Origin of the sequence: Sinorhizobium sp. P24N7 (genome assembly GCF_042436655.1) — a bacterium.
Taxonomy (GTDB): domain Bacteria; phylum Pseudomonadota; class Alphaproteobacteria; order Rhizobiales; family Rhizobiaceae; genus Sinorhizobium; species Sinorhizobium meliloti_A.
Genome location: NZ_JBHMIW010000011.1, coordinates 234,051 through 256,449 on the forward strand (window position 1 = coordinate 234,051; position 22,399 = coordinate 256,449).

Annotated in this window: 19 protein-coding genes and 1 pseudogene; 13 read left to right on the forward strand and 7 right to left on the reverse strand. The window is 62.8% G+C overall.

The genetic code is table 11. From position 1 onward, the window contains the following. Nucleotides 1-112: 112 nt before the first annotated feature. A complete protein-coding gene (locus tag ACFHWW_RS20770) occupies nucleotides 113-1,192 on the forward strand; it encodes an NAD/NADP octopine/nopaline dehydrogenase family protein (protein ID WP_379940533.1) in 1,080 nt (359 codons plus the stop codon). 19 nt (nucleotides 1,193-1,211) lie between these two features. Here the strand turns inward: ACFHWW_RS20770 and ACFHWW_RS20775 are convergent, their stop codons facing one another. The 3 genes from ACFHWW_RS20775 to ACFHWW_RS20785 form a co-directional block, all read right to left on the reverse strand. Then, on the reverse strand, nucleotides 1,212-1,919 hold the full coding sequence (locus tag ACFHWW_RS20775; RefSeq protein ID WP_275599715.1) for a sulfite exporter TauE/SafE family protein: 708 nt from the start codon (nucleotides 1,917-1,919) through the stop codon (nucleotides 1,212-1,214). Continuing rightward, a complete protein-coding gene (locus ACFHWW_RS20780) occupies nucleotides 1,916-3,316 on the reverse strand; it encodes an amidohydrolase (protein WP_379940535.1) in 1,401 nt (466 codons plus the stop codon). Before ACFHWW_RS20780 ends, ACFHWW_RS20775 begins: the two co-directional genes overlap by 4 nt. A 102-nt stretch (nucleotides 3,317-3,418) precedes the next feature. Beyond that, nucleotides 3,419-4,804, reverse strand: a complete 1,386-nt coding sequence (locus tag ACFHWW_RS20785) for a uracil-xanthine permease family protein (protein ID WP_379940537.1) — start codon at nucleotides 4,802-4,804, stop codon at nucleotides 3,419-3,421. A 151-nt stretch (nucleotides 4,805-4,955) separates the two neighbouring features. Between ACFHWW_RS20785 and ACFHWW_RS20790 the strand changes: the two genes are divergently transcribed. Then, nucleotides 4,956-5,951, forward strand: a complete 996-nt coding sequence (locus ACFHWW_RS20790; protein ID WP_275599717.1) for a LacI family DNA-binding transcriptional regulator — start codon at nucleotides 4,956-4,958, stop codon at nucleotides 5,949-5,951. A 7-nt stretch (nucleotides 5,952-5,958) separates the two neighbouring features. On the opposite strand, the gene ACFHWW_RS20795 is transcribed toward ACFHWW_RS20790, so the two are convergent. Both ACFHWW_RS20795 and ACFHWW_RS20800 read right to left on the reverse strand, forming a co-directional pair. Further along, nucleotides 5,959-8,472: a TRAP transporter permease gene (locus ACFHWW_RS20795; RefSeq protein ID WP_379940539.1), complete on the reverse strand. Its 2,514-nt coding sequence runs from the start codon at nucleotides 8,470-8,472 to the stop codon at nucleotides 5,959-5,961. Nucleotides 8,473-8,628: 156 nt separating this feature from the next. Then, complete coding sequence (locus ACFHWW_RS20800; protein ID WP_379940541.1) at nucleotides 8,629-9,612, reverse strand: TAXI family TRAP transporter solute-binding subunit; 984 nt, start codon at nucleotides 9,610-9,612, stop codon at nucleotides 8,629-8,631. Between the two features lie 309 nt (nucleotides 9,613-9,921). Between ACFHWW_RS20800 and ACFHWW_RS20805 the strand changes: the two genes are divergently transcribed. From ACFHWW_RS20805 to ACFHWW_RS20840, 8 genes are all read left to right on the forward strand, one after another. Continuing rightward, complete coding sequence (locus ACFHWW_RS20805) at nucleotides 9,922-10,278, forward strand: DUF2188 domain-containing protein (protein WP_379940543.1); 357 nt, start codon at nucleotides 9,922-9,924, stop codon at nucleotides 10,276-10,278. 135 nt (nucleotides 10,279-10,413) lie between these two features. Further along, on the forward strand, nucleotides 10,414-11,115 hold the full coding sequence (locus tag ACFHWW_RS20810) for a transcriptional regulator NanR (protein WP_018097963.1): 702 nt from the start codon (nucleotides 10,414-10,416) through the stop codon (nucleotides 11,113-11,115). Between the two features lie 28 nt (nucleotides 11,116-11,143). Continuing rightward, the gene (locus ACFHWW_RS20815; protein WP_379940545.1) at nucleotides 11,144-12,115 is read left to right on the forward strand and encodes a sialic acid TRAP transporter substrate-binding protein SiaP; all 972 of its coding nucleotides are present in this window, start codon (nucleotides 11,144-11,146) and stop codon (nucleotides 12,113-12,115) included. A 56-nt stretch (nucleotides 12,116-12,171) separates the two neighbouring features. Further along, nucleotides 12,172-12,690, forward strand: a complete 519-nt coding sequence (locus ACFHWW_RS20820) for a TRAP transporter small permease (RefSeq protein ID WP_379940547.1) — start codon at nucleotides 12,172-12,174, stop codon at nucleotides 12,688-12,690. Continuing rightward, nucleotides 12,691-13,971, forward strand: a complete 1,281-nt coding sequence (locus tag ACFHWW_RS20825) for a TRAP transporter large permease (RefSeq protein ID WP_379940550.1) — start codon at nucleotides 12,691-12,693, stop codon at nucleotides 13,969-13,971. Next, on the forward strand, nucleotides 13,968-14,903 hold the full coding sequence (locus ACFHWW_RS20830; protein ID WP_275599725.1) for a dihydrodipicolinate synthase family protein: 936 nt from the start codon (nucleotides 13,968-13,970) through the stop codon (nucleotides 14,901-14,903). The genes ACFHWW_RS20825 and ACFHWW_RS20830 overlap by 4 nt, the downstream gene beginning before the upstream one ends. 13 nt (nucleotides 14,904-14,916) lie before the next feature. Next, nucleotides 14,917-15,816, forward strand: coding sequence for an N-acetylneuraminate lyase (locus ACFHWW_RS20835; RefSeq protein WP_275602718.1), 900 nt, complete (start codon nucleotides 14,917-14,919; stop codon nucleotides 15,814-15,816). A 329-nt stretch (nucleotides 15,817-16,145) separates the two neighbouring features. After that, nucleotides 16,146-18,059, forward strand: coding sequence for an adenylate/guanylate cyclase domain-containing protein (locus ACFHWW_RS20840; protein WP_275599726.1), 1,914 nt, complete (start codon nucleotides 16,146-16,148; stop codon nucleotides 18,057-18,059). A gap of 98 nt (nucleotides 18,060-18,157) precedes the next feature. Here ACFHWW_RS20840 and ACFHWW_RS20845 read toward each other — a convergent pair whose 3' ends face one another. Together ACFHWW_RS20845 and ACFHWW_RS20850 are read right to left on the reverse strand one after the other, a co-directional pair. Next, nucleotides 18,158-19,288, reverse strand: coding sequence for a PQQ-dependent sugar dehydrogenase (locus ACFHWW_RS20845; protein ID WP_275600082.1), 1,131 nt, complete (start codon nucleotides 19,286-19,288; stop codon nucleotides 18,158-18,160). 144 nt (nucleotides 19,289-19,432) lie between these two features. After that, nucleotides 19,433-19,594 (reverse strand): Thivi_2564 family membrane protein, encoded by a 162-nt coding sequence (locus tag ACFHWW_RS20850; RefSeq protein ID WP_017266304.1) that lies wholly within the window; start codon nucleotides 19,592-19,594, stop codon nucleotides 19,433-19,435. Between the two features lie 195 nt (nucleotides 19,595-19,789). Between ACFHWW_RS20850 and ACFHWW_RS20855 the strand changes: the two genes are divergently transcribed. The 3 genes and pseudogenes from ACFHWW_RS20855 to ACFHWW_RS20865 form a co-directional block, all read left to right on the forward strand. Further along, complete coding sequence (locus ACFHWW_RS20855; protein WP_102764100.1) at nucleotides 19,790-20,020, forward strand: hypothetical protein; 231 nt, start codon at nucleotides 19,790-19,792, stop codon at nucleotides 20,018-20,020. A gap of 704 nt (nucleotides 20,021-20,724) precedes the next feature. Next, nucleotides 20,725-22,200 (forward strand): group II intron reverse transcriptase/maturase, encoded by a 1,476-nt coding sequence (gene ltrA, locus ACFHWW_RS20860; RefSeq protein WP_379940554.1) that lies wholly within the window; start codon nucleotides 20,725-20,727, stop codon nucleotides 22,198-22,200. 16 nt (nucleotides 22,201-22,216) lie between these two features. Then, a pseudogene (locus ACFHWW_RS20865) lies at nucleotides 22,217-22,399 on the forward strand (IS110 family transposase); the annotation flags it as partial.

Below are 22,399 nucleotides of genomic sequence, written 5' to 3' on the forward strand. Positions count from 1 at the left end.
CAGTGAAAAATCTCCGGTTTCCCGTGGATGCTTCGCGAAGAGCGGTGTTGGGCGACCTCGATTGCAAGGCGGCAAAGCACGTCGCCATTTGAGAAAGGAAGACAGAACCACGATGCGTATTGGTATTCTCGGCGCCGGGGCGATCGCCTTCGGCATGGCAGCTTTCCTGGCAAAAGCCGGTCATCACCCCGTTCTGTGGTCTCCTTCGGGGGCGCGCACGCGCAAACTGTCGGAAGGGGAGCCGCTGACGGCGACAGGCGCCGTCGAGTTTTCCGGCCCGGTGGCGGTTGCCCGTGACGCAAGCGAGGCGGTCGCCGACGTCGATGCGGTCATCGTTGCGCTGCCCGCCAATGGTCATCGCGTGGCGTTCGATGCGGCGCTGCCGCACCTGAAGTCCGGCCAGCCCGTGATCGTCAGCTCGCACAGCTCCTTCGGCGCGCTCTATCTTTCGAAGCGGCTGGCCGAACGGGGCGTTTCCCTGCCCATCATCGTCTGGGGCACGACCCTTCTGACCGGCCGCCAGCAGCCGGACGGCGCGAGCGTTTCCGTCAATACCGTCCGCCAGAAAATCGACGTCGCCACCTTGCCGAAGGCTGCCGCAGCCGAGGGGAAGGCGCTGTGCACGGAACTCTTCGGCGACCGCTTCGTCGAGCGCGACGGGCTTCTGGCCATCTCGCTTTCCAACCTCAACCCGCAGAACCACCTGGGCATCGCGCTTCTCAACCTGACCCGCATGGAGAAGGGCGAGAAATGGGGACAGGGCGAGCATGTGACGCCGGCTGTCGGACAATTGATTGAAGCGCTCGACGCGGAGCGGCTGAAGATCGCCGAAACCTTCGGTCTGTCGGTCAGAACCGTACGCGAACATTTCTCCCTGTCTTTCCATGTGCCGATGGGCACGGTCTCGGACATGAACCAGCAGATGCACACCGAAGGACGGGGCGGTTTCGGCCCGGCGACAGCCGACAGCCGGTACATCTACGAGGACGTGCCCTTCGGGCTCGTCCCCACCAGCCTGCTTGGAAGGATCGCCGGCCGGCCCGCTGTTCTGCACGAAGCGGGAACGAGCCTGTTTTCCGCTGCAATGAACCGCAACCTCGCGGCCGATAACGACCTGTTGCCGGAGCTTGCGCTCGACAGTTTCTCGCCCGCCGCTCTCAGAGAGCTTTGCGACCAGGGTTTCACGGCCTGACGCCGAGCAGGGCGTGCGCCTATCTCAGGATCAGAAAAGCCCCGCTGGCCAGCGCGAAGGTAAGCACGCCCAAGCGCAGGCCGCGGCCGCGAATATGGTCGTGCGTCAGCCGCGACAGAGCGCTTCCGAGGAGAACTGCCGGTGCGAGGTAGAGCGCAGCCAGTAGCTGGTCCGCTCCGAGACGGCCTGCAAAGGCGAGTATGACGAGCGACATGATTTCGCCCACGAAGAAGCACACCGCCACGGTTGCTCTGAGTATCGGCCCCTGGGCGTGCTGGTAAAGGAGAGCGAGCGGCGGGCCGCCAATACCGGTCGCCGTTTCGGTCACACCGGTGAACAGTCCGACGCCGAGCGCGCTCGGGCGGCCCGGTTCGAAGGGTGGCGCGAAGAGCGCGGCGGCGGCGGCGATGACCGTGAACCAGCCGACGGCCAGATCCAGCTGCTGCGTCGAGAGCGCGGCGAGCAGCCACACGCCGGCAAAGGTGCCGGCGAACCTGCCGAGCGTGATCCACTTCGCGCCGGACCAATCGACCGCCGACCGTTCCCGCCAGGCGACGTGGAAATTGAGCGGCAGCATCAGAAGAAGCAGCGTCACCGGCAGGAGATCGGGCTTCAGGATGCCGACGACGGGCGCCACGATCAGTGCGAAGCCGATGCCGAGCGCACCCTGGATGAAGGACGAGACGAGCGTAACGGCGCTCAGGATCGCAAAAAGGCCGAGGGTCATGCGAAATGCCCCAGCGCCCGATGCTCGGACGACGGCTTGTGGACGCGTTGGATCGGCGCCCTTGCGATGGCCTCGGCCGTGACCTCGCGCACCTCGGCAAGAAGAGCGCGTGCATCCCATCCGACCGGCCAGCCCTGCCAGAGACGGAGTTGCCCGGCGGTGAAGACTGCCTCGATCTGGTCGCGATTGCCGTAGCGCACGAGCTCCCACATGAGATCGTGGGAGGGGGTGAATTCAGGACGATCCAGGTCGACCAGAAGGAAATCGGCGGCAAGTCCCTCGCGGATCGCACCGGTCACTCCGGCGAGACCTGCGGCGTCCGCAGCCTGAGCTGTTGCCCGCTCGACCCAGAGCCAGCCGCCGCCGCAGGAGGAGTCGCCTGTCGCAAGGCCGAAGCCGGCGCGTTGCAGGCCTTCGGCGGCATCCATCAGACGGAAGCCGTCGGCGCGCGTTCCGTCTGTTCCCAGCCCGAAGCGGATGCCGAGTGCGGCCATCTGCAGCGCGGGCGCGATGGCATTGCCCTTCCAGAGGCTGGCGACCGGATTGTAGGCGACGGCCGTGCCGCTGTCGCGCAACAGGTTCAGCTCGTGAGGCGTGACCAGCGTGGAATGGGCGATCAGCACATGCGGTCCGAGGGCGCCCAGATGGGCGAGGTGCTCCAGCGGACGGCGGCCGTTTGCGACCAGCGAGCGCTCGACGGCGACGAGGTGTTCGTTGACATGGGTCTGGAATATCGCTCCCGATTCACGTGCCATCCGGGAAACGTCGGCCAGCATATGGTCGCTGGCCGCCTCCGGAATGGAAATGGCGAGCGAGGCGTGAACGAGAGGGTCGCCCTCGAATGCGGCCAGGTGCCTGGCTGCATTCTTGAGGATCGTCGTGCGTTCGGGGACGACGGCGGCTCCGCCGAGGTCGTTGCAGATCAGGCCTATGACGCTGCGCAGGCCGGTTTGCCGCGCCGCCCGTATCAGCGCATCGATATGGCCGGCTGAACGCGTGCCCGCATCGACGGCGGCGGTAAAGCCGCCGCGCAGGCACTCGAGCGCCGCAAGCTTTGCGGAAAGATAGACCATCCGTTCGTCGAGACTGCCTTCGAGCGGCACCCATATCCGGCGAAAGATCTCGGAAGGCTCGCCGAAGACGAGCGATTTGCCGAGCGACTGGGTCAGATGGGTGTGTGTATCGATGAAGCCGGGCATCACCAGATGATGCGGCAGCTCGATCGGTGTCAGATCCGGGTTCCGGCTGCCGACAAGCCCTGCGGCGCCGATGTCCGTGAAGCGCCCGTCGCGGACCACTACCCCCATTCCGGATCGAGGCCCGTCCGGCAGGAGAACCTTGCCGGGGTGAAACAGGAATTCACTGCTGCCCTGTAACTTGTCGCGCAATTCCGTCACTTTTGTATTCCTTTCAGCTTCGACGCTGGCTGCTGCCTTTTCGGCGGCGCCCAGAGCATTCTCGCTTTGAACCGCGGAAATGCTCTGATCCTTGTTTTGCCGCTATTCCGGACGGAAAACCGCTGCGCACTTTGCCTGGAATTGCTCCAGAGGCAGGTGTTGAAAAAATGCGTTCACAATCACCGCCGTGATTGTTCCGGCGGCAAGGCCGTTGGCCAGGATCATCTGGCTCCATTGCGGAAACTGGCTGTAGACGCCCGGGACCAGGATCGGCAGAAGCCCCATGGAAAGCGCCGCCGCGAGCGTGAACATCGGCCCGTGCTCGCGCAGATCGACGCGACGCAGAAGATCGATCCCGATCACGCCGATGATCGAGAACACGATCACCGCCGTTCCACCGACGACGGGGCCGGGCAGGGCATTCGCCAGACGACCGATCGGCGCAAACAGGGCGATGAGGACGAGGATCACGCCGGCCGTTGCGGTGACGTAGCGGGATTTGACGTTGGTTGCCCGGACGATACCCACGTTTTCACCGCTGGTAATGATAAGCGAGGTTCCGAACAGACCGCCGACGAGCGAGGCGACGGCGTCGCCGCGGATGGTCGCGGGCACGATCGCGTGAGCGTCGCCGCGGATGGTCGCGGGCACGATCGCGTGAGCGTCGCCCCGACGCCCGACGATCTCGGCGGTGGCAATGGTCTGCCCAGTCGCTTCGGCCATCGATATGATCGAAAACACGATCAGCGGAAGGGCGGCGAAAAAGTCGAACTTCGGCATTCCGAACGGAAGAAGCTGGGGCACTGCAATCATCGGTCCGTCGAAGATGCCGGAAAGGTCCATATACCCGGCTCCCATGGCGATGGCCGAACCCGCGATGAGGCCGAGCATTACCGATATCCGCTGAAGCGTGCCCGTGAAGACTCTTGCGAAGATTATCGTCAGCACGATCGTCGCAAGGGCAAGCCCGACATTCATCGGATCGGCGAAGCCTTCGCTCCCCTGCTTGCCGGTGATCGTGCCGCCGTAGATGCGCACGAGGTTCACCGATACGAGAAGGAGCATGGTCCCGACCACGATGGGCGGAAAATAGCGAAGCAGCCGGCGGAATACCGGCAGCGCAAGGAAATAGAAGACTGCAGTGAGGATCACCGCGCCGACGGCCGTCTGCACGTCCGTCTGCTGGGCGATGGCCAGAAAGATCGCGATCGGCGCGCCACCCGGCACCATGATGAACGGCAGCCGCGCGCCGAAGCCCGCCGGCCCGAAGCTCTGCAGGATTGTGCCCAGGCCGCAGATCAGAAACGTCGCGCTGATCAGCGAGACGGTCAGCGCATCGGAAAAGCCGAGCGCCTTGCTTACAAGAAACACCGCGGTGATCGGCGAAGCAGCCATCACCAGCACATGCTGAAGACCGAACAGCGCCAGGCTGCGCGGCGGCAGCACTTCGTCCGTCGGGTCGATAGAATCGATTTTGTTCCCGGTCATTTGATCTCCTCCACGCCAGCCTCTCTCCCGCTGGCTATGCAAATCGTTTTGCATGGTGTGTAATAGCACATTCTTTCTCTCTGGCAAATCGATTTGTAAAAGCCGCGCCGCAATGCCATCATCCGGGCCGGTTCATGGACGGGGTGTTCGGATGGCAAGATCGACGATCGTGGAATTGGCGAAGGCGGCGGGCGTATCGCCGACGACGGTTTCCCACGCCTTCAGCGGACGGCGCTATGTCGACCCCGAGACGAAAGCCAGGATTGTGGCGCTAGCGGACAAGATGGGTTACCGGGCCAATCCCCGGGCCCGCAGGCTCAGAACGGGCGGCGCGGGGATCATCGCCCTGGCATCGTCAATGCCCTTTGCGGTGGCTGCAGGCCCTGCGAGGCTGGGCTTCCTGATGGAGATCGCTGCCGCCGCTGCCGTTACGGCTCTTTCGCGGCATCTCGCCCTCTGCCTGGTGCCGCCTTTGGAGCCCGACTCCAACCTCGATGCGCTGGAAGTCGACGGCGCGATAATCGTCGAACCCATGGTCGAAGACCGGTTACTGGATTTCTTCTCTGCCCGCGGCGTACCCGTTGTCTCGATCGGGCGGGCGCCGGGGAGAGACGACATTCCGTCGGTGGATATTCAGAGCACTGCGACAGCCCGGCTGATGCTGGAGCACCTTGGCGCGAACAGCCGCCGGGTCGGCCTGATTACCGGCGAGCAGCGGCGCAATTCCTACATCGAGACCGAGGCCGTCTATGCGGCTTACGCCGCGGAGAGGGGATTTTCACCGGTTGCCTTGCGCATCGACGAAAGTGGCGGGGAATCGGAGGCTGCCGCGGCCGCCGAAAGGCTCCTGCGAAGCAACCCGGATATCGACGCGCTATGCGTGCCTGTCGACGCTTTCGCCAGGGGGGTGCTCGATGCCGCCCGGTTGCTCGACCGCCCCATTCCGCATGGTCTACGACTGGCGACGCGATACGATGGAATGCGGGCAAAACTCGCCACGCCGCAATTGACGGCTGTCAACCTGCATCTGGATCAGGTCGCGGAAGCGGCGATCGACGTGCTGATCGCAGCGATGGAGGGCAAGGAGCCCCAACGGCACGCGATCGCCCCGCCACTGCTGATCGTGCGGGAATCCTCGGCGGCATGACTGTCGCTTATTTGCGCGCGGCGCCCCTCAGACCGGCTCCGCTGCGATCTGCCTTTTTGCGCCCGAACTGCAAGCCGGCAATTCCCGCGGTCACAGCCAGCGCGATACCCACCGGGATGGCGGCTGACGGTTGCTCGGCTTTTCTCAGCACTGCGACGATGTCAAAGCCGACATCGAGGCCGATGCGCTTGGCATAGGAGCCGAAGTCGACATTGCTGATCATCAGACTGTCGCCCGCCGGTGTGACCGTGAGCCCGATCGATTGCAGCCGTTGAAGCGGCTCGCCGGGCTCGCCGAGCGGCACGTTGACGGTTTTGCGAACCTCGTCGCCCATCAGGTCGAAGCCTTGGACCACGAAGTTGATCCGGCCTTTTGCCGGAGCCTCCTCGACGGACCGCAGGAATTCTGAGGCGGGCAGTTCCTCATAGGGTGGCGAAATCTGGTTGAGCCACCAATCGGGACGGAACAGCGTGAAGCAGACGAGCAGCAGGACCGCGCTCTCCCACAGCCGGCTTTTCGTCACGAACCAGTTCATCGTCGCGGCCGAGAAGATGAGGATGGCGGCAAGCGAGACGAAGGCGACCCAAAGTGTATGCGCCCAGGTGTCGACGCCGATCAGCAGTATCGCCGGATTGAATATGAAAACGAAAGGCAGGATCGCGGTGCGCAGCGAATAGAGTGCACCCTGAAAGCCCGTGGCGATCGGGTCTTCCTTGGAAATCGCCGCCGCGGCGAAGGAGGCCAGTCCGACGGGCGGCGTGATGTCGGCCATGATGCCGAAATAGAAGACGAAGAGATGAACGGCAATCAAGGGGATGGCGAGGCCCGCCTGCGAACCGAGCTCGACGACGACCGGCGCCATCAGTGTGGCGACCAGGATGTAATTGGCGGTAGTCGGGATCCCCATGCCGAGCACAAGGCTGATCGCCGCGATCAGAACGAGCATCATGATGACGTTGCCGCCCGAGATGAATTCGACGAGTTCCGTCATCATCAGGCCCAGACCCGTAAGCGTGATCGTTCCGACGACGATGCCGGCCGTCGCCGTTGCGACCGCGATGCCGATCATGTTGCGCGCGCCGAGCGCCAGGCCGTCGACGAGGTCCCAGGCGGCGGCACGGGCCGCGCTTGCGAAATTCTCTTTGCGAAAGATCGCCATCAGCGGTTTGCGGGTGGCGACGATTGCGAGGATCGTCAGCGTGGCCCAGAAGGCGGAGAGCCCCGGCGAAAGCTGCTCGACCATGAGGCACCAGAGCAGAACGACGATGGGAATGAGGAAATCGAGCCCGGTCCGTGTAACGTCCCATGCGCGCGGCAGTTCGAGGATAGGAGCATCCGGATCGTCGAGTTCCAGGTCGGGATAACGGGACGAATACCAGATCGTCGCGAGATAGAGCGCCACGCCCGCAATCGCGAGCAGCAAGGGCGCGCCTGCTCCGAATGCGGCCCGGATGGCGATGATGCCGTAATAGAGCAGGCAGATTGCAAGCACGCTGCCCGCAAGCCCCAGGCCCATGCGCAGCCACTTTTCGCGTGCCGGCGTGGGACGCTGGGGGATCGGCTGCATGTTCAGCTTCACCGCCTCCAGATGCACGATGTAGAGAAGCGCGATGTAGGAAAAGACTGCTGGAAGCAGCGCGTGCTTCACGATCTCCGAATAGGGGATGCCGACATATTCGACCATCAGAAACGCGGCGGCGCCCATGACCGGCGGCATGATCTGGCCGTTGATCGATGCGGTTGCCTCGATCGCGCCGGCCTTCACACCGGAAAGTCCCGTACGTTTCATTAGGGGAATGGTGAATATGCCACCCGACACGACGTTGGAAACCGAGGAGCCGGAGACGACGCCGTTCAGCGCCGAGGAGACGACGGCCACCTTGGCGGGGCCGCCCCGCAGATGCCCGAGCAAGGCGATGGAGATCTGCATCATCCAGTTGCCGGCGCCGGCCTTTTCGAGCAGCGTTCCGAACAGGACGAAGAGGAAAACGAAACTCGTCGATACGCCGAGCGCAATGCCGAAAACGCCCTCCGTCGTCAGCCATTGATGGTTGATGAACTTCACCAGCGAAGCGCCGCGATGCTGAATGACGTCGGGCATGTACTGGCCGGCGAAGGTGTAGAAGATGAACACGCCGGCGACGCACACCATCGGCAGGCCGAGCGCGCGGCGCGTGGCCTCGAGCAGCAGCAGGATCCCGACCGTACCGGTGACGAGATCGAGCGTCGAGGGCTGGCCGGGCCGTCCGGCAAGCTCGCCATAAAAAAGGAACAGATAGGCGCCCGCGAAGGCGCCGAGCGCCGCAAGCACCCAATCGGCGAGCGGCACCCGGTCGCGCGGCGAACTTTTCAGTGCGGGATAGGCAAGGAAGGTCAGGAACAGCGCGAAACCGAGATGGATGGCGCGGGCTTCGGTATCGTTGAGAATGCCGAAGCCGAAGACGAAGGGCAGGGGAGACGCGTACCAGAGCTGGAACAGCGACCATGCCACAGCGGTGCAGAGCAAGATCTGCCCGGTCAATCCTTTGGCGTTGCGTCCGCCGGTATCCGCTTCGGCGACCAGTTGCTCGAGGTCGACATCGACCTGCCGTTCTTGAAGTTCGCTCGTGACACCCTCCCATGCTGATATTACCGGCGAGCCGCCTTTGGCCCGCCGGTAGACGTCAGAACGCGAAGCTTACTTCAGCCAGCCCTTTTCCTTGTAATATTTTTCCGCACCCGGATGCAGTGGTGCAGAGAGGCCGTCCTTGATCATCTTGGCGGGCTCGAGATTGGCGAAAGCCGGGTGCAGCGACTTGAACTCGTCGAAATTCTCGAAAACCGCTTTCGTCAGCGCGTAGACGCTCTCTTCCGGAACATTGGCGGAGGTGACCAGTGTCGCCAGAACGCCGAAGGTTTCCGTGTCTTCCGGATTGTTGTTGTAGAGGCCGCCCGGAATGGTCGCCTTGGCGTAATAGGGATTGTCGGCGACCAGCTTGTCGACGACTTCGCCGGTCAGCGGCACCAGCTTCGCCGCGCAGGTCGTCGTCGGATCCTGAATATTGGCAGAGGGATGCCCCACGCCGTAGAAGAAGCCGTCGATCTTGCCGTCGCAAAGCGCCGGGCCATGCTCGTCCGCCTTGAGTTCGGATGCGAGCGAGAAGTCTGCGAGCGTCCAGCCCATGGCGCCGAGCAGGCGCTCCATGGAAGCGCGCGTTCCGGAACCGGGATTGCCGACATTGAAGCGCTTGCCTTTGAAGTCCTCGAACTTCGTCACGCCGGCATTCGGATGCGCCAGCACAGTGAACGGCTCCGGATGAATCGAGAAGACCGCCCTGAGGTCGGCATGCGCGCCGCCTTCCTTGAACGCCTCATCGCCCTTGAAAGCGTTGTACTGCACATCGGACTGCGCCATGCCGAAATCGAGCTCGCCCTCCTTGATCGTGTTCACGTTGAACGCCGATCCGCCGGTGGATTCGACCGAACAACGGATGCCGTGCGTCTTGCGGTCCTTGTTCAAAAGCCGGCAGATGGCGCCGCCCGCGGCATAATAGACGCCGGTGACGCCGCCGGTGCCGATCGTCACGAATTTCTGCTGCGCCGCGGCGCTGCCCGAGAAAAACAATGCTGCCGAGAGCGCGGCGATCTGCGCTCCGCGCACGGTAATCCGTTCATGTTTCATCAATTTCTCCCATAATGCTTCGCGTGCCACTGAGCCGTTCCGAGATTTATGCCTGCAGCGCCACGCGTCCAGTCGGACGCGCAAAGGTCGCAGCGGCAGTTTGTATTACACGCAGAAGGGCACGTCAGCGCATGTTACGATCGTTGCGCTTTGTCAAGCAAGGGGAATACTTGCAAATCGGTCGGTCGGGACAACCGGGGATCGGGGCAGCCAATGTCTCATCGCCATGGCGACCTTCGCGCGGATGCCGACAATTGCGGAACCAAGCAAGGCGCCGGATGTTTTCCTCCTTCAAACGGGAGCATCGCCATGGTCACGATACGATATGAGATTGTGGAACACGACGGGGGCTGGGCCTACAAGGTAGACGACGTCTTCTCCGAAACCTTCCTTACCCATGACGATGCACTGGCCGCAGCCGAGATAGCGGCGCGCCATCATGAGCTTCCCGGCTCTACCGAAGCCATCGAATTCCAGGATCCCGCCGGACGTTGGCATGAGCAGGTCGCCTCCGGCTTCGATCGCCCGCATACCAGGGTCGTCGATACGCCGGGTGCCTGGCGCGCGGACGAACGCCCCGCCGCCGAGCCTCGCCGTCCTCTGCAAACGATCCTGGTCCTTGCCGGTCTCGGCCTGGCGATCGGATATCTTCTTCGCAGACATTGAACCAGGTGAACGCTGCGGCCCGCAGAGGCGGCAGATAGGTGGCGCCGCGCTGCTGCGAGCGGCGTGAGCGCGGCTGTCTACCGAGCTTGCGAGGTTCTCTTGACTCTAGTGGTATAACACCTTAACAATCACACCATGAGCACACTCGCCGTCCGCAAGAAGCTTTCCGACGAAGTCCGGTTGAAACTGGAGGAGATGATCCGCGACGAGATCTATCCTTTGGGTGCGACGCTCCCTTCCGAGCGAGACCTGATGGAATTGTTCGGGGTCGGGCGGCCCTCGATCCGGGAAGCGCTTTATGCCCTGGAGCGGATGGGGCTCGTGAAGGTCAGCACGGGCGAGCGTGCCAAAGTCACGCGGCCGACGCCGGACCATTTCCTGTCTTCGCTTGCGGGCGCTGCGCGCATGCTGCTCGGCCAACCCGAGGGTGTGGCCAATTTCGAGCAGGCCCGCCTGTTTCTGGAGGAGGGATGCGCGCGCCATCTTGCGGCCCATGCGACAGCGGAGCAGATCGAGGCGATCGACGCCGCGCTGGCGCGCAACGAGGCTGCGATCGGCAAGGCCCGCGCCTTTGCCGCCACCGATGTCGCCTTTCATCGCACGCTGACCCAGATGGTCTCGAACCCCATTTTCGTCGCGGTCCACGATGCGTTCGTGGATTGGCTGATCGGCCAAAGGCCTCTGCCGACCAGGCCGGAGATTTCCAACCGGGAGAGTTTCGAGGAGCACGTGGTGATCGTGGAGGCCATCCGCGCCCGCGATCCGGAGCGTGCCGGACGGGTCATGCGCGAGCACCTGGAGAGTGCGGCGCGCAAATACAGGCAAACGAGCCCATAGCATCGGGCCGATAGTGGGAGGAGCAACAATGAAAACGGGACTGATTACGATCGTGTTTGCGGGGCTGCTGATGGGGTCGCAAGCCATGGCTCAAGAGGCGCGCACCTTGCGCCTGGGGATGCAGGGTACGGCGGGCGACCCGCAATTCGAGGGCGTCACGGAGGCCGCGCGCATCATCAAGGAAAAATCGGGCGGCCGGCTGACGCTGGAAATCTTCCCGAATTCTCAGCTCGGGACATTCACCGAGATGATGGAGCAGGTGACGCTCGGCGAACTCGACTTCACACTGAATCCGTTCGGCGGCATGGACGCCTGGGTTCCACGGGCCGTGTTGGCGAGCACCGCCTACGTCGTCGGCGACTTCGATCACCTTCAGAAGATCATCGCCTCTGACTGGGGCAAGGGGATCGTCGACGAGATGCGGACCGAGCACAAGTGGCGCATGGTCGACTCCTGGTACTTTGGAACGCGGCACACGACGGCAAAGAAGCCCATCGAAAAGCCTGCCGATTTCGCGGGCATGAAGCTCCGCGTCCCGAATTCCGCGCCGCTTCTTACCTGGGCGAAGGCGATGGGCGCGAGCCCCACGCCGGTCGCATTCGCCGAGGTCTATCTTGCACTCCAGACCAATCAGGTGGACGGCCAGGAAAACCCGCTACCCATCATCGACTCGATGAAGTTCACCGAGGTGCAGTCCCATGTTTCCCTGACCGGGCATCTGGTGCAGGACCAACTCATCCTCATGTCGGAAGACACGTGGAATGCGCTCGAGCCCGCCGACCAGAAGGTCGTGATGGAGGCATTTGAGGCGGGCGGCGCCCTTAACGACAAGCTGGTAAGCGAGAAGGAAGCGAACCTCGTCAGCGATTTTCGCGAGCGCGGCATCACCGTGATCGAACCCGACAAGGCAGCGTTCCAGGAGGCGATGAAGCCAGTCTATGCCGATCTCGACGCTAAATTCGGTGCCGGCACGGTGAAGACGCTGCTCGATCTCCGTTAACCACCCGCAGGCGCGGCCAGAGCTGGCCGCGCCCTCCAATCCGGGGAGTTCAACAAATGGCCAATCCAAGCCGCTGGCGAAGCTTTGCCCATATCGAAGAGACGCTGGCCGCGATCCTGCTGGTCTTCGCCTTCGTCGTGATCGCACTGCAGATCGTCACCCGTTTCGTCTTCCAGGATCCGATGTTCTGGACGGAGGAGGCTGCCCGTTATGCCTTCGTCTGGCTGGTGGCGCTTGGCGCCGCGGAGGGCGTCACCTCACGGACACACATCACCATGGATATCGTGCCGCGGATGCTCCCGGAGCGGGCGCAGCTCTTCCTGCGGATCGTTTTGGATGTCCTGGTGCTCACCGCGCTGCTCGTTCTCGTTTACTACGGTTTCTTCGGGGCCTTGCGCGCCCACAAGGTCATGTCGATCGCGATCGGCGTTCCGGAATCGTGGCTTTACGGCGCCTTGCCCGTATTCGGCCTGCTGGCCGCTGTCCGGATCATGCTTGTCATGGCGCGGGATGTCCGACTGCTCCTCGGCAGCCGCCGCCCTTCGGCCGATGCCCCCGTCGAAAGGTATCTATAGATGGCGACGCTTTTCGGGGGATGGTTTGCCCTTCTGATTGCCGGCATGCCGGTCGGATTCACGCTGATCGTGGCTGCGCTTGCCTACATGCTCTGTCAGGGAACAGGCCTGAACTTTGCCGGCCAGCGCATGATCGCCGGCCTCAACAGCTTCCCGCTGCTGGCGGTCCCCTTTTTCATCCTCACCGCACAATTGATGAATCTTTCGGGCGTGACCGAGCGCATCTTCGACTTCGCCAAGGCGCTCGTCGGCCATATCAGGGGCGGGCTCGGCCATGTGAACATCATGGCCAGCGTGCTGTTTTCCGGCATGTCCGGCTCCGCCGTCGCCGATGCCGCCGGCCTTGGTCAGCTTGAGATCAAAGCCATGCGCGACGCCGGCTATGACGAGCAGTTTTCCGGTTCGATCACGGCCGCATCGGCAATCATAGGCCCGCTCATCCCGCCCTCCATTCCCCTCGTGGTCTATGGCGTGATCGCCAATACCTCGATCGGAGGCCTTTTTCTCGGCGGGATCGTACCGGGGCTTCTGTGCGCGGCCTCGCTCATGATCATGGTCTATGCGATCGCCTGGCGCCGGAACTATGCGACCGAGCAGCGCGCCGGCTTACGCCGTGTGTGGTCCACCTTCTGGCGTGCGCTGCTCCCGCTCATCACGCCCTTCATCATCATCGGCGGCATCTTTGCAGGGGTGTTCTCGCCGACCGAGGCTGCGGTGGTCGCGGCCAGCTATGCTCTCTTCCTCGGTGTCGTGGTCTACCGTGAAATCACCTTCGCCAAACTCGTGACCGTACTGCGCGAGACAGTCAGCCATACGGCCGCCGTCGGCCTTCTCATCATGGGCGTGTCACTATTCGGCTATGTGATCGCGCGCGAGCAGGTACCCCAGCACGTCGCCACGTTCTTCCTCACTTATGCGCACGACCCGCTGACATTCCTGATCCTCGTCAATCTCATGCTGCTTGCGCTCGGGACCTTTATCGAGGCCCTGGCAATCCTGCTGCTCATCGTACCGGTGCTGGTCCCGACCGCGCTCCAATTCGGGGTGGATCCCGTCCATTTCGGTGTCATGGTCGTGTTCAACCTGATGATCGGCATATTGACGCCGCCCATGGGCGTTGCGCTCTTCGTCGTCTCCAAGGTTGCCGACATTCCCTTCGGCGTGCTCGCACGCGGCATCCTGCCTCTTCTCGTTCCGCTCATCGTCGTCCTGGTGCTGATCACCGTCTTTCCGGCGCTCGTCACCTTCATCCCCGACCAGATGCTCGGAGCCGCCCGATGAGCCTCCAAGCCAAGCCGCCCGAAGGGATCTGGGGAGCAGTGCTCCTGCCGGTCGGCCGGCGAGGGGAAGTCGAATGGTCCGCTTTGGACGAGCAGCTTTCCGCGCTTCTCGAAAGCGGAATTCAGGGCGTCTACACCAACGGCACCGCGGGCGAATTCCATAGCCAGACGGAGGACGAATTCGACCGGCTGAGCCAGCGGGTCGCCGAGTTTTGCCATTCCGTCGCCCTGCCGTTCCAGATCGGCGTTTCCCATTCGAATGGTCGTGTCGCGCGCGAACGCCTGGCCCGCGTCGCCTCTCTGCGACCCGATGCCGTTCAGATCACCCTGCCGGACTGGTGGGCGCCGAGCTATGAAGAGGCGGAGGTCTTCTTTGCCGGCATGGCGGCAACTGCGCCGGACACTCCGCTGATCGTCTATAACCCGCCTCATGCCAAGCGCCGGCTGAGCCTCGACGAGATCGCAAGGCTAAAGGCCGGTCTCCCGATGCTTATCGGCGCGAAACTGCCGGGCGGCGACGAAGTCTGGTACGAGGAGCTTCGTCGCAAGCTGCCGGATCTCGCCGTCTTCATTCCCGGACATTTCATGGCGAGCGGCTGCCTCGCAGGCGGTCGCGGCTCCTATTCCAATGTCGCCTGCCTGAGTCCCGCCGGCGCCGTCAGGTGGTGGCATCAGCTTCGGGAGGATCCGGCAGCCGCTCTTGACTTCGAGGCCCGCGTCGTCGGCTTCATGAACGAGCACGTCCTGCCGCTTGCCGTGCAATACGGCCTGTCCAACGCCGCACTCGACAAGGCGATAGCTGCCGCCGGCCGCTGGTGCCCGATCGGGCCGGAGCTGCTCTGGCCCTATAGTTCCGCCCCCGGTGAAGCGGTGATCGAGCTTGGCACCGCTGCCCGCCGCCAATTGCCCGAGCTTTTTTCTACGAGCCAGTGAAAGCGATCATAAGATGAAACTCGAAGGGATCTATTCGGCCCTCCTTACCCCGTTTTGCGAAGACGAAAGCATCGACCGGCAGGCCATCGGGGCGCTCCTCGATTTTCAGGTCCGGCTCGGCATCGATGGAGTCTATGTCGGCGGCAGCTCGGGCGAAGCGATGCTGCAGTCGCTCGACGAGCGCGCGGTCTACCTCTCCGACGTTGCCGCCGCCGCGTCCGGCCGCCTGAAGCTGATCGCTCATGTCGGCACGATCGCGACGAGGGATGCGCTCACGCTTTCGCAGCACGCGGCCAAATCGGGCTACCAGGCGATCTCGGCCATTCCCCCCTTCTACTACGACTTCTCCCGGCCCGAAGTCATGGCGCATTACCGGGAGCTGGCCGATACTTCGGCCCTGCCTCTCATCGTCTATAACTTCCCCGCCCGCACCAGCGGTTTCACCTTGCCCGAACTGGTCGAGCTTCTCTCCCATCCCAACATCATCGGCATCAAGCATACGTCGAGCGACATGTTCCAGCTCGAACGCATCCGGGATGCGGCACCGGACGCCATCGTCTACAACGGCTATGATGAAATGTGCCTGGCCGGTTTCGCGATGGGTGCACAGGGTGCGATAGGAACCACCTATAACTTCATGGGCGATCTGTTCGTCGCGCTCAGGGCCTGCGTAGCGGCTGGGCGGATCGAGGAGGCCCGGCTGTTGCAGGCCATGGCGAACCGGGTGATCCAGGTGCTGATCAAGGTCGGCGTCATGCCGGGGTCCAAGGCGCTGCTCGGCATTATGGGTCTTCCCGGGGGGGCCTCCAGACGCCCCTTCCGGAAGGTCGAAGAGGCGGATCTCGCAGCGCTTCGCGAGGCCGTGGGGCCGGTCCTCGCGTGGCGCGAGAGCGCATCCAGGAAAAGCGTGTAACGGTTTCAGAAACTGCGCAGTTTCAAGGTTGGGGCGTTTCAGTGTTTTTATGAAGCACTGAAACGTCCGACTGCGCCCGACCGACTGCAATGGAATGTCGCCACCCAAAGGCCGCAATCCTGTGCAGTGTATGAGCGACCGTTCGCGTCCTTCTGCGTAGCCATTCCTCCTTACGGCCAATCATCCCGGTTTCTTGTCAGCGGCGAGCTGGAATGCGTACGCGTTGTCCGCAGGATAGGCTCCTCAGGCGATGCGGCGGACACGGAGTTGTGAGTGGACGGGTGGGGTCGGTCCCATAAAGATGCGCGTGAAGACTGTCGAGGCTCGTGATGGAACGTAAACTCGCAGCAATCGTAGCTGGCGACATCGTCGGCTATACCCGCCTGATGTCCGAGGATGAATCCTCGACCTATGCCGCCCTGCGGGCGACGTTCAGCGGACTGATCATACCTTCGGTCGAGAAGCACGGCGGCCGCACCTTCAAGACGACGGGGGACGGTTTTCTCGCGACGTTTCCTAGCGTCAACGAGGCGCTCGATGCCGCGATCGAAATCCAGAACGGATTTTCCGAGCAGCCCTTCGACATGCGCCTCGGCATCAACCTCGGCGACGTCATAGAAGCCGACGGCGACATGTTCGGCGACGGCGTGAACGTCGCGTCGCGGCTCGAAGCCATGGCCGAGCCGGGCGGCATTTTCGTGAGCGAGGCGGTGGTTCGCAGTGCCGACCGGAACCGCAGCAAGCTCTTCTACAGCATAGGCCGGAGGCAGGCGAAGAACATTCCCGAGCCGCTCGCCGTCTATGCGGTGCGGCTCGATGCGGACGAAAAGAACGGTCGCGGCTGGATCGGGCGGATCGCCCGTGGCCGGCGTGCGGCATTGCCCTACGCCATCGGGGCCGCGGCACTCGTCCTCGCCGCTGCCGCAACGCAGGCGCCGGAGGTAAGAGCCGTCGGCGCCGACCTGGCCGGCAGCCTCGCGCGCCTGGCGGGCGGCGAACTCGCCGATGCAAGGCCGACAGTCGCGGTGCTGCCCTTCGACAATATGAGCGGCGACGCCGAGCAGACCTATTTCGCCGACGGGCTTACCGAGGACATAATCGCCAATCTGGCGCGAAACCCCGAGCTTCAGGTGATTGCCCGCAATTCGACCTTCGCCCTGCGCGGTCAGGCAGAAGACATCCGCCTGATCGGCGAGAGGCTTGGTGCCGGCTATGTGGTCGAAGGCAGTGCCCGGCGCGCCGGGGACCAGCTTCGCGTGGTGGCGCAGTTGATCGATGCGCGCAGCGGTGCGCATCTCTGGTCGCGCAGTTACGACCGCCGGGTCGAGGACATATTTGCGGTTCAGACCGACCTGACGGCCGAAATCGTCTCGCATCTGGTTTCCTATGTGCGCGAGTCGGAGGTCTCGAATGCGGCGGAACGGCCGACCGAGAACCTCCAGGCCTACGACCTCGTCCTCCAGGCGCGTGACCGCTACAAACACGGCTCGAAGGATGCGGAGGCGCTGATCGCCGCCCGTGCGCTGCTTCATCGCGCCCTCGAGCTCGACCCCGGTTACGCCGCGGCGCGCGCGAATCTGGGGATGACCTATATCGTCGACTTCGTGCAGAACCTCAGCGGCAGGGCGACCACGACCGATGTGGAAACCGGCCTCAGCGAAGCACGCCAGGCAGTCCGTCTCGATCCGAACCTGGCTGCCGGCTATCAGGTCCTCAGCTTCGGCCTCTCGGCAACCGGCGATTACCCCGGCGCCATGCAGGCGGCACAAAGGGCCGTCGAACTCAATCCGAACGATCCGGACAGCCTGATGGCGCTGGCAAAGGCGCAGGTCCGGTTCGGCAGCTATGACGAGGCGGTGCAAAACGCCGAGCGGGCGCGCCGGCTGCATCCCATGGCGCCGGAATATTATACCTATGTCTACGGGCAGGCCCTCTATGCTGCCGGTCGTCTCGATGAGGCCGACGAGGTCTTGCGGGAATGCCTCATCCGGGCGCCGCAGCAGGCGGATTGCCTGCTGATACGGACGGCGGTTTTGAGCCAGCGGGGAGACGTTGAGGGAGCGCAGCGCACAATGGCGCGCCTGACCGAAGTGGACCCGGAATTTTCGCTCGCAAGCGAGCGCTCCATGCGCCGCTTCGGCGAATCCGCGCTCATGGAGCAATTCCTCTCCCGGCTCGCCGAGGCCAATGCCCCGGATGTTACGAGCGGTTTCCTTCACCCGCACACGCGATCCCGGACCTAGAGCATTTCAATGTTTCATGAAAACACCGAAATGCTCTAACTCTTTGGTCCAACGCACTTCCTGACGGAAAACCGGTACACACTTTTCCTGGGAATGCTCTAGTTGGCGGGCCTCAGCCGCAGAATCCTGCCGGATGCGGCGTCGATCAGCGCGAGTACCGAGCCATCGGAGGCCTGGAGGAGATCGCGAACCCGTGCCTCGAGCGAAAGAACTTCCTCCCCGGTTACCTTCCGGCCGTTCGTCTGCACTCTGACGATACCGCCCGCCGACAGGCCGCCGATCAGGAGGTCGCCCCGCCAGTCTGCAAACAGGTCGCCTGTATAGAACATCATGCCCGAGGGTGAGATCACGGGCGTCCAGCTATGGATGGAGCCAGCGAATTCGGGGCGGCTCGGCGGATCGGGAATTCGTTCGCCCGAATAATGTCTGCCCCAGCTCACCACGGGCCAGCCGTAGTTTTTGCCCGCCTCGGGTATGTTCAACTCGTCTCCCCCCATCGGCCCCATCTCTGCCGTCCAAAGCACGTCGGTTTCCGGATGGATGGCGGCGCTCTGAACGTTGCGGTGGCCGTAGGACCAAATCTCGTCGGCGCCCTCGCGGTCGACAAAGGGGTTGTCGTCCGGTATCGAGCCGTCGGGATTGAGGCGGACGATCGCGCCGAGATGGTTGGCCGGATCCTGGGCCTCTTGCATGTCGAAGCGTTCGCCGAGCGTGATGAAAAGTTTGCCGTCCGGCGCGAAGGCCAACCTCGAGCCGAAATGATTCTCGCCTGAAGCCGCCGGCTCCTGCCGGAAGATTACCTTGAAATCCGAAAGTGCGGTGGCGTCGTCGTTCAGACGGCCACGGCCGACCGAGGTAGCCGCGCCGCCTTCGCGTTCCTCGGCAAAGGATAGATAGACAGTCCTGTTCGTGGCGAAATCCGGATCGAGCGCAACATCGAGGAGTCCACCCTGACCTTGGGCGAAGACATCCGGGACCCCTTCGATGGGTTCGCCGACGGCTCCCTCGGCCGACACGAGGCGCAGCCTGCCGGGACGCTCCGTCACCAGCATGTCGCCATCCGGCAGAAGGACAGCGCCCCAGGGATGCTCGAGGCCACCGGCGAAGACTTCGACGCTGACAGGTCCGCTTTTGGTGTCGAGCATACGCGGCGAATCCTGCGCGATCGCCGGATCGTGCCGCGCAGCGGCCATTGCCGCAAATGCCAGGAAAACAGCTGCTCGCAACATAGCCGCCTCCGTTCGTTTCACGAACCGGACTGTTCACTCGGCTCCTAATGGGGAAGCCGGGCCAAGGTTCCCCACGGATACGCAGGCCGCGTTCACATGTTTGCGCCACCGGGAAAGGACAGAGGACCGCGGCCTCTGTGGAGTTCAGAACACGGCAAGATACCGCAGCAGCGACAGGATGCCTATGATGATGACGATGGCCTGGACGATTTGCTTGGTGCGCCCGTCGAGGGGAAGGCGGTTGACGAGATAAAGAACCAGAATGACGACGAGAAAGGTGATCAGGATGCTGATCAGTACCGACATGTTGTCTGCCCCGTTCGTTGAAAAATGCTGTCTTCTATTTCAACTATGGGACGCAGAGCAAAAGGCAAGTGGAGGGCCTTGGCGTTCGCGTAACTCTCTTCACTGAAGAATGATGGGGGGTCTGGATTCGCGCCGTCTCCGCACCGATATTAAGTCATCATCAACAAAGCCACTTTGATTAGAGGGTCAAAGGAAATGTCGGTGCGCTTCTCGGATCTCGCCATTGACGACGACGAAATCTTGATGTTGCGACGTGTTCACGTTTATGCCTGCTCCTCCAGGGAGCTGGCGCCGGAAAGCGAACACGGTGCGGAGTTGGGAAAGATGCTGTTCCACCTTTACCGGCAAGGCGTGAGGAGCGAACTCGCGCTGATGCAGATGTTGACGACGGGTGAAGCCCCGCCGGCACTGGATGATGCGGGTTAGAGCACGCCTCAGGAAAACTGTGTCATCGAGCGTAGGGTCGACCAAGAGCATTTCGATGTTTCATGGAAACACTGGAATGCTCCACCCCTTCGGTCCAACGCACTTGTTTGATTTCCTCATTCCTGTGCTTGTCACAGGAATCCAGCCAGACCAAGTCCTTGGGCTGAAAGAACGCTTCCCGCGCCGCAGACGCGGCGCTGCTCTCATCCCTGTGACAACGAGCACTGTTGGGGTGGACGGCTCCCAACGGCATCGCAATGTGCCAGAGTGAGTCGTTAAGATCTCAATCGAGGGAGACCGTCCGTGGAGCAGATTATCCGAATTGGCATGGATACGTCAGTGCGCCGGGAGACTGGCAAGGAGTAGGAGGTGAAAGTCCACCACGATGAAGGGTTAGCAACCCACGTCGGCCCCAAGCCGTGCGCAGGCAACCGTGAGGGTGTCGGCGAAGCGTCGGTAGGGGAGCGTGTAGGCCAGCCATGGAGCCGCGAAAGTCCAAAATCCCGGGTGCCGACGGCGTTGACGTCCCGGAAGGCAATACGACTGAGCACGTTACGCGAGTGTTCAGTCGACCCGGCGTGGTCTGAGACCCTGGCATGCACGGAAGCTCCTTGTACAGGAACCGGGAGATCTCTGGATTGGCCACCCAACCCGACGTACGGGTGGATGGTCCGCAGTGGGAAGGCGAGGAGTCGTAGCCGCTGATGAACGATGCAGAGAAGTCTGACTTCGGCATAGTAGCTTTGAAGCCGACGAACAAAGCCGGACGACCGGTGGCGGAGTTGGTGGAGCCAAGGCCGGGGACCAAGGGGAACGCGGAACAGCAACGCATGCACCGGACACAGGGCCGGGCTCGCATGTCCCAGTCGTTGGATCGCGTACGGAAAGCCGCAAGGGCAACGAAGAAGGAAAGGTTCACAGCGCTCCTTCACCATATCAATGTTGATGCACTCCGGACAGCGTTCTACGCCCTTAGGCGCAAGGCCGCCCCCGGGGTGGATGGCATGAGATGGCAGGACTACGAGGCAGAGCTTGAGCCACGGCTCATCGATCTGCACGCGCGGGTCCAACGGGGAGCGTACCGCCCGCAGCCTTCACGCCGGACGTTTATACCGAAGGCAGATGGGAAGCAGCGGCCGCTGGCAATCGCAGCTCTGGAAGACAAAATTGTCCAAGGGGCGACCGTCATGGTGCTCAACGCCATCTATGAAGGCGACTTCTGTGGCTTTTCCTACGGGTTTAGGCCCGGACGGGGACCGCATGATGCGTTGGACGCCTTGTGTGTTGCGATCGACCATCGGAAAGTGAGCTGGATCATCGACGCCGACATCCAGAACTTCTTCGGAGCGGTCAGTCAGAAATGGCTGGTTCGCTTCCTGGAACATCGGATCGGTGATAAGCGCATCATCCGCCTGATCCAGAAATGGTTGAAGGCGGGTGTTCTCGAAGACGGGGTCTTGAGCGTAGATGACAAGGAGACCGGTCAAGGCTCGGTGATCTCACCGCTCCTAGCCAATATCTACCTGCACTACGCACTCGATCTGTGGGCGAAACGCTGGCGACAGCACGCCTCCGGCGGCGACATGGTCATCGTGCGCTATGCCGATGACGTGGTGGTCGGCTTCGAGCGCGAGGACGACGCCCGTCGCTTCCTTGATGCAATGCGCGTTAGACTTGAGGAGTTCGAACTGTCGCTCCATCCGGACAAGACCCGCCTGATTGAGTTTGGTCGCTTCGCGGCGGCTAATCGCAAGCGGCGCGGCCTCGGTAAACCGGAGACCTTCATGTTTCTCGGGTTCACGTTCATCTGCGGCAAATCGCGCAGCGGGCGCTTCCAGCTTCAACGGAAGACCCGCGGCGACCGCATGCGGACGAAGCTCAGGACCATAAAGGAGGAGTTGTGGCGTCGGCTGCACTGGCCCATACCCGAACAGGGGAAATGGCTAAGGCAAATCGTGAGCGGGCATTTCGCCTACTTCGCGGTGCCGACAAACGCGCGCGCACTAGCCGCGTTTCGACACCATGTGGAAGAACTCTGGAGGCGCACGCTTCGGCGGCGTAGCCAGAGGGACGGATTCACATGGGGTCGAACCACAAAAGTGGCAGAGCACTGGCTCCCCAAGCCAAGTATCCTTCATCCATGGCCCGACGTGCGCTTCGCCGTCAAACACCCAAGGTAGGAGCCCGGTGCCTTAATTGGGCTCGCCGGGATCTGAGCGGGGGGCGCCCGGTAACGGGCGTCTCTACCGCGAAAAGAGCGTTTTCCAGTTGCATGGAGTGAACGCCGCCGAGCAACCGATCCTGCGCCGGAAGCTGACGCGCAAGGAAATGGTGAAATTCTTCCAGAAGGCGGCACCGACCAGTATTGCGCTGGAAGCG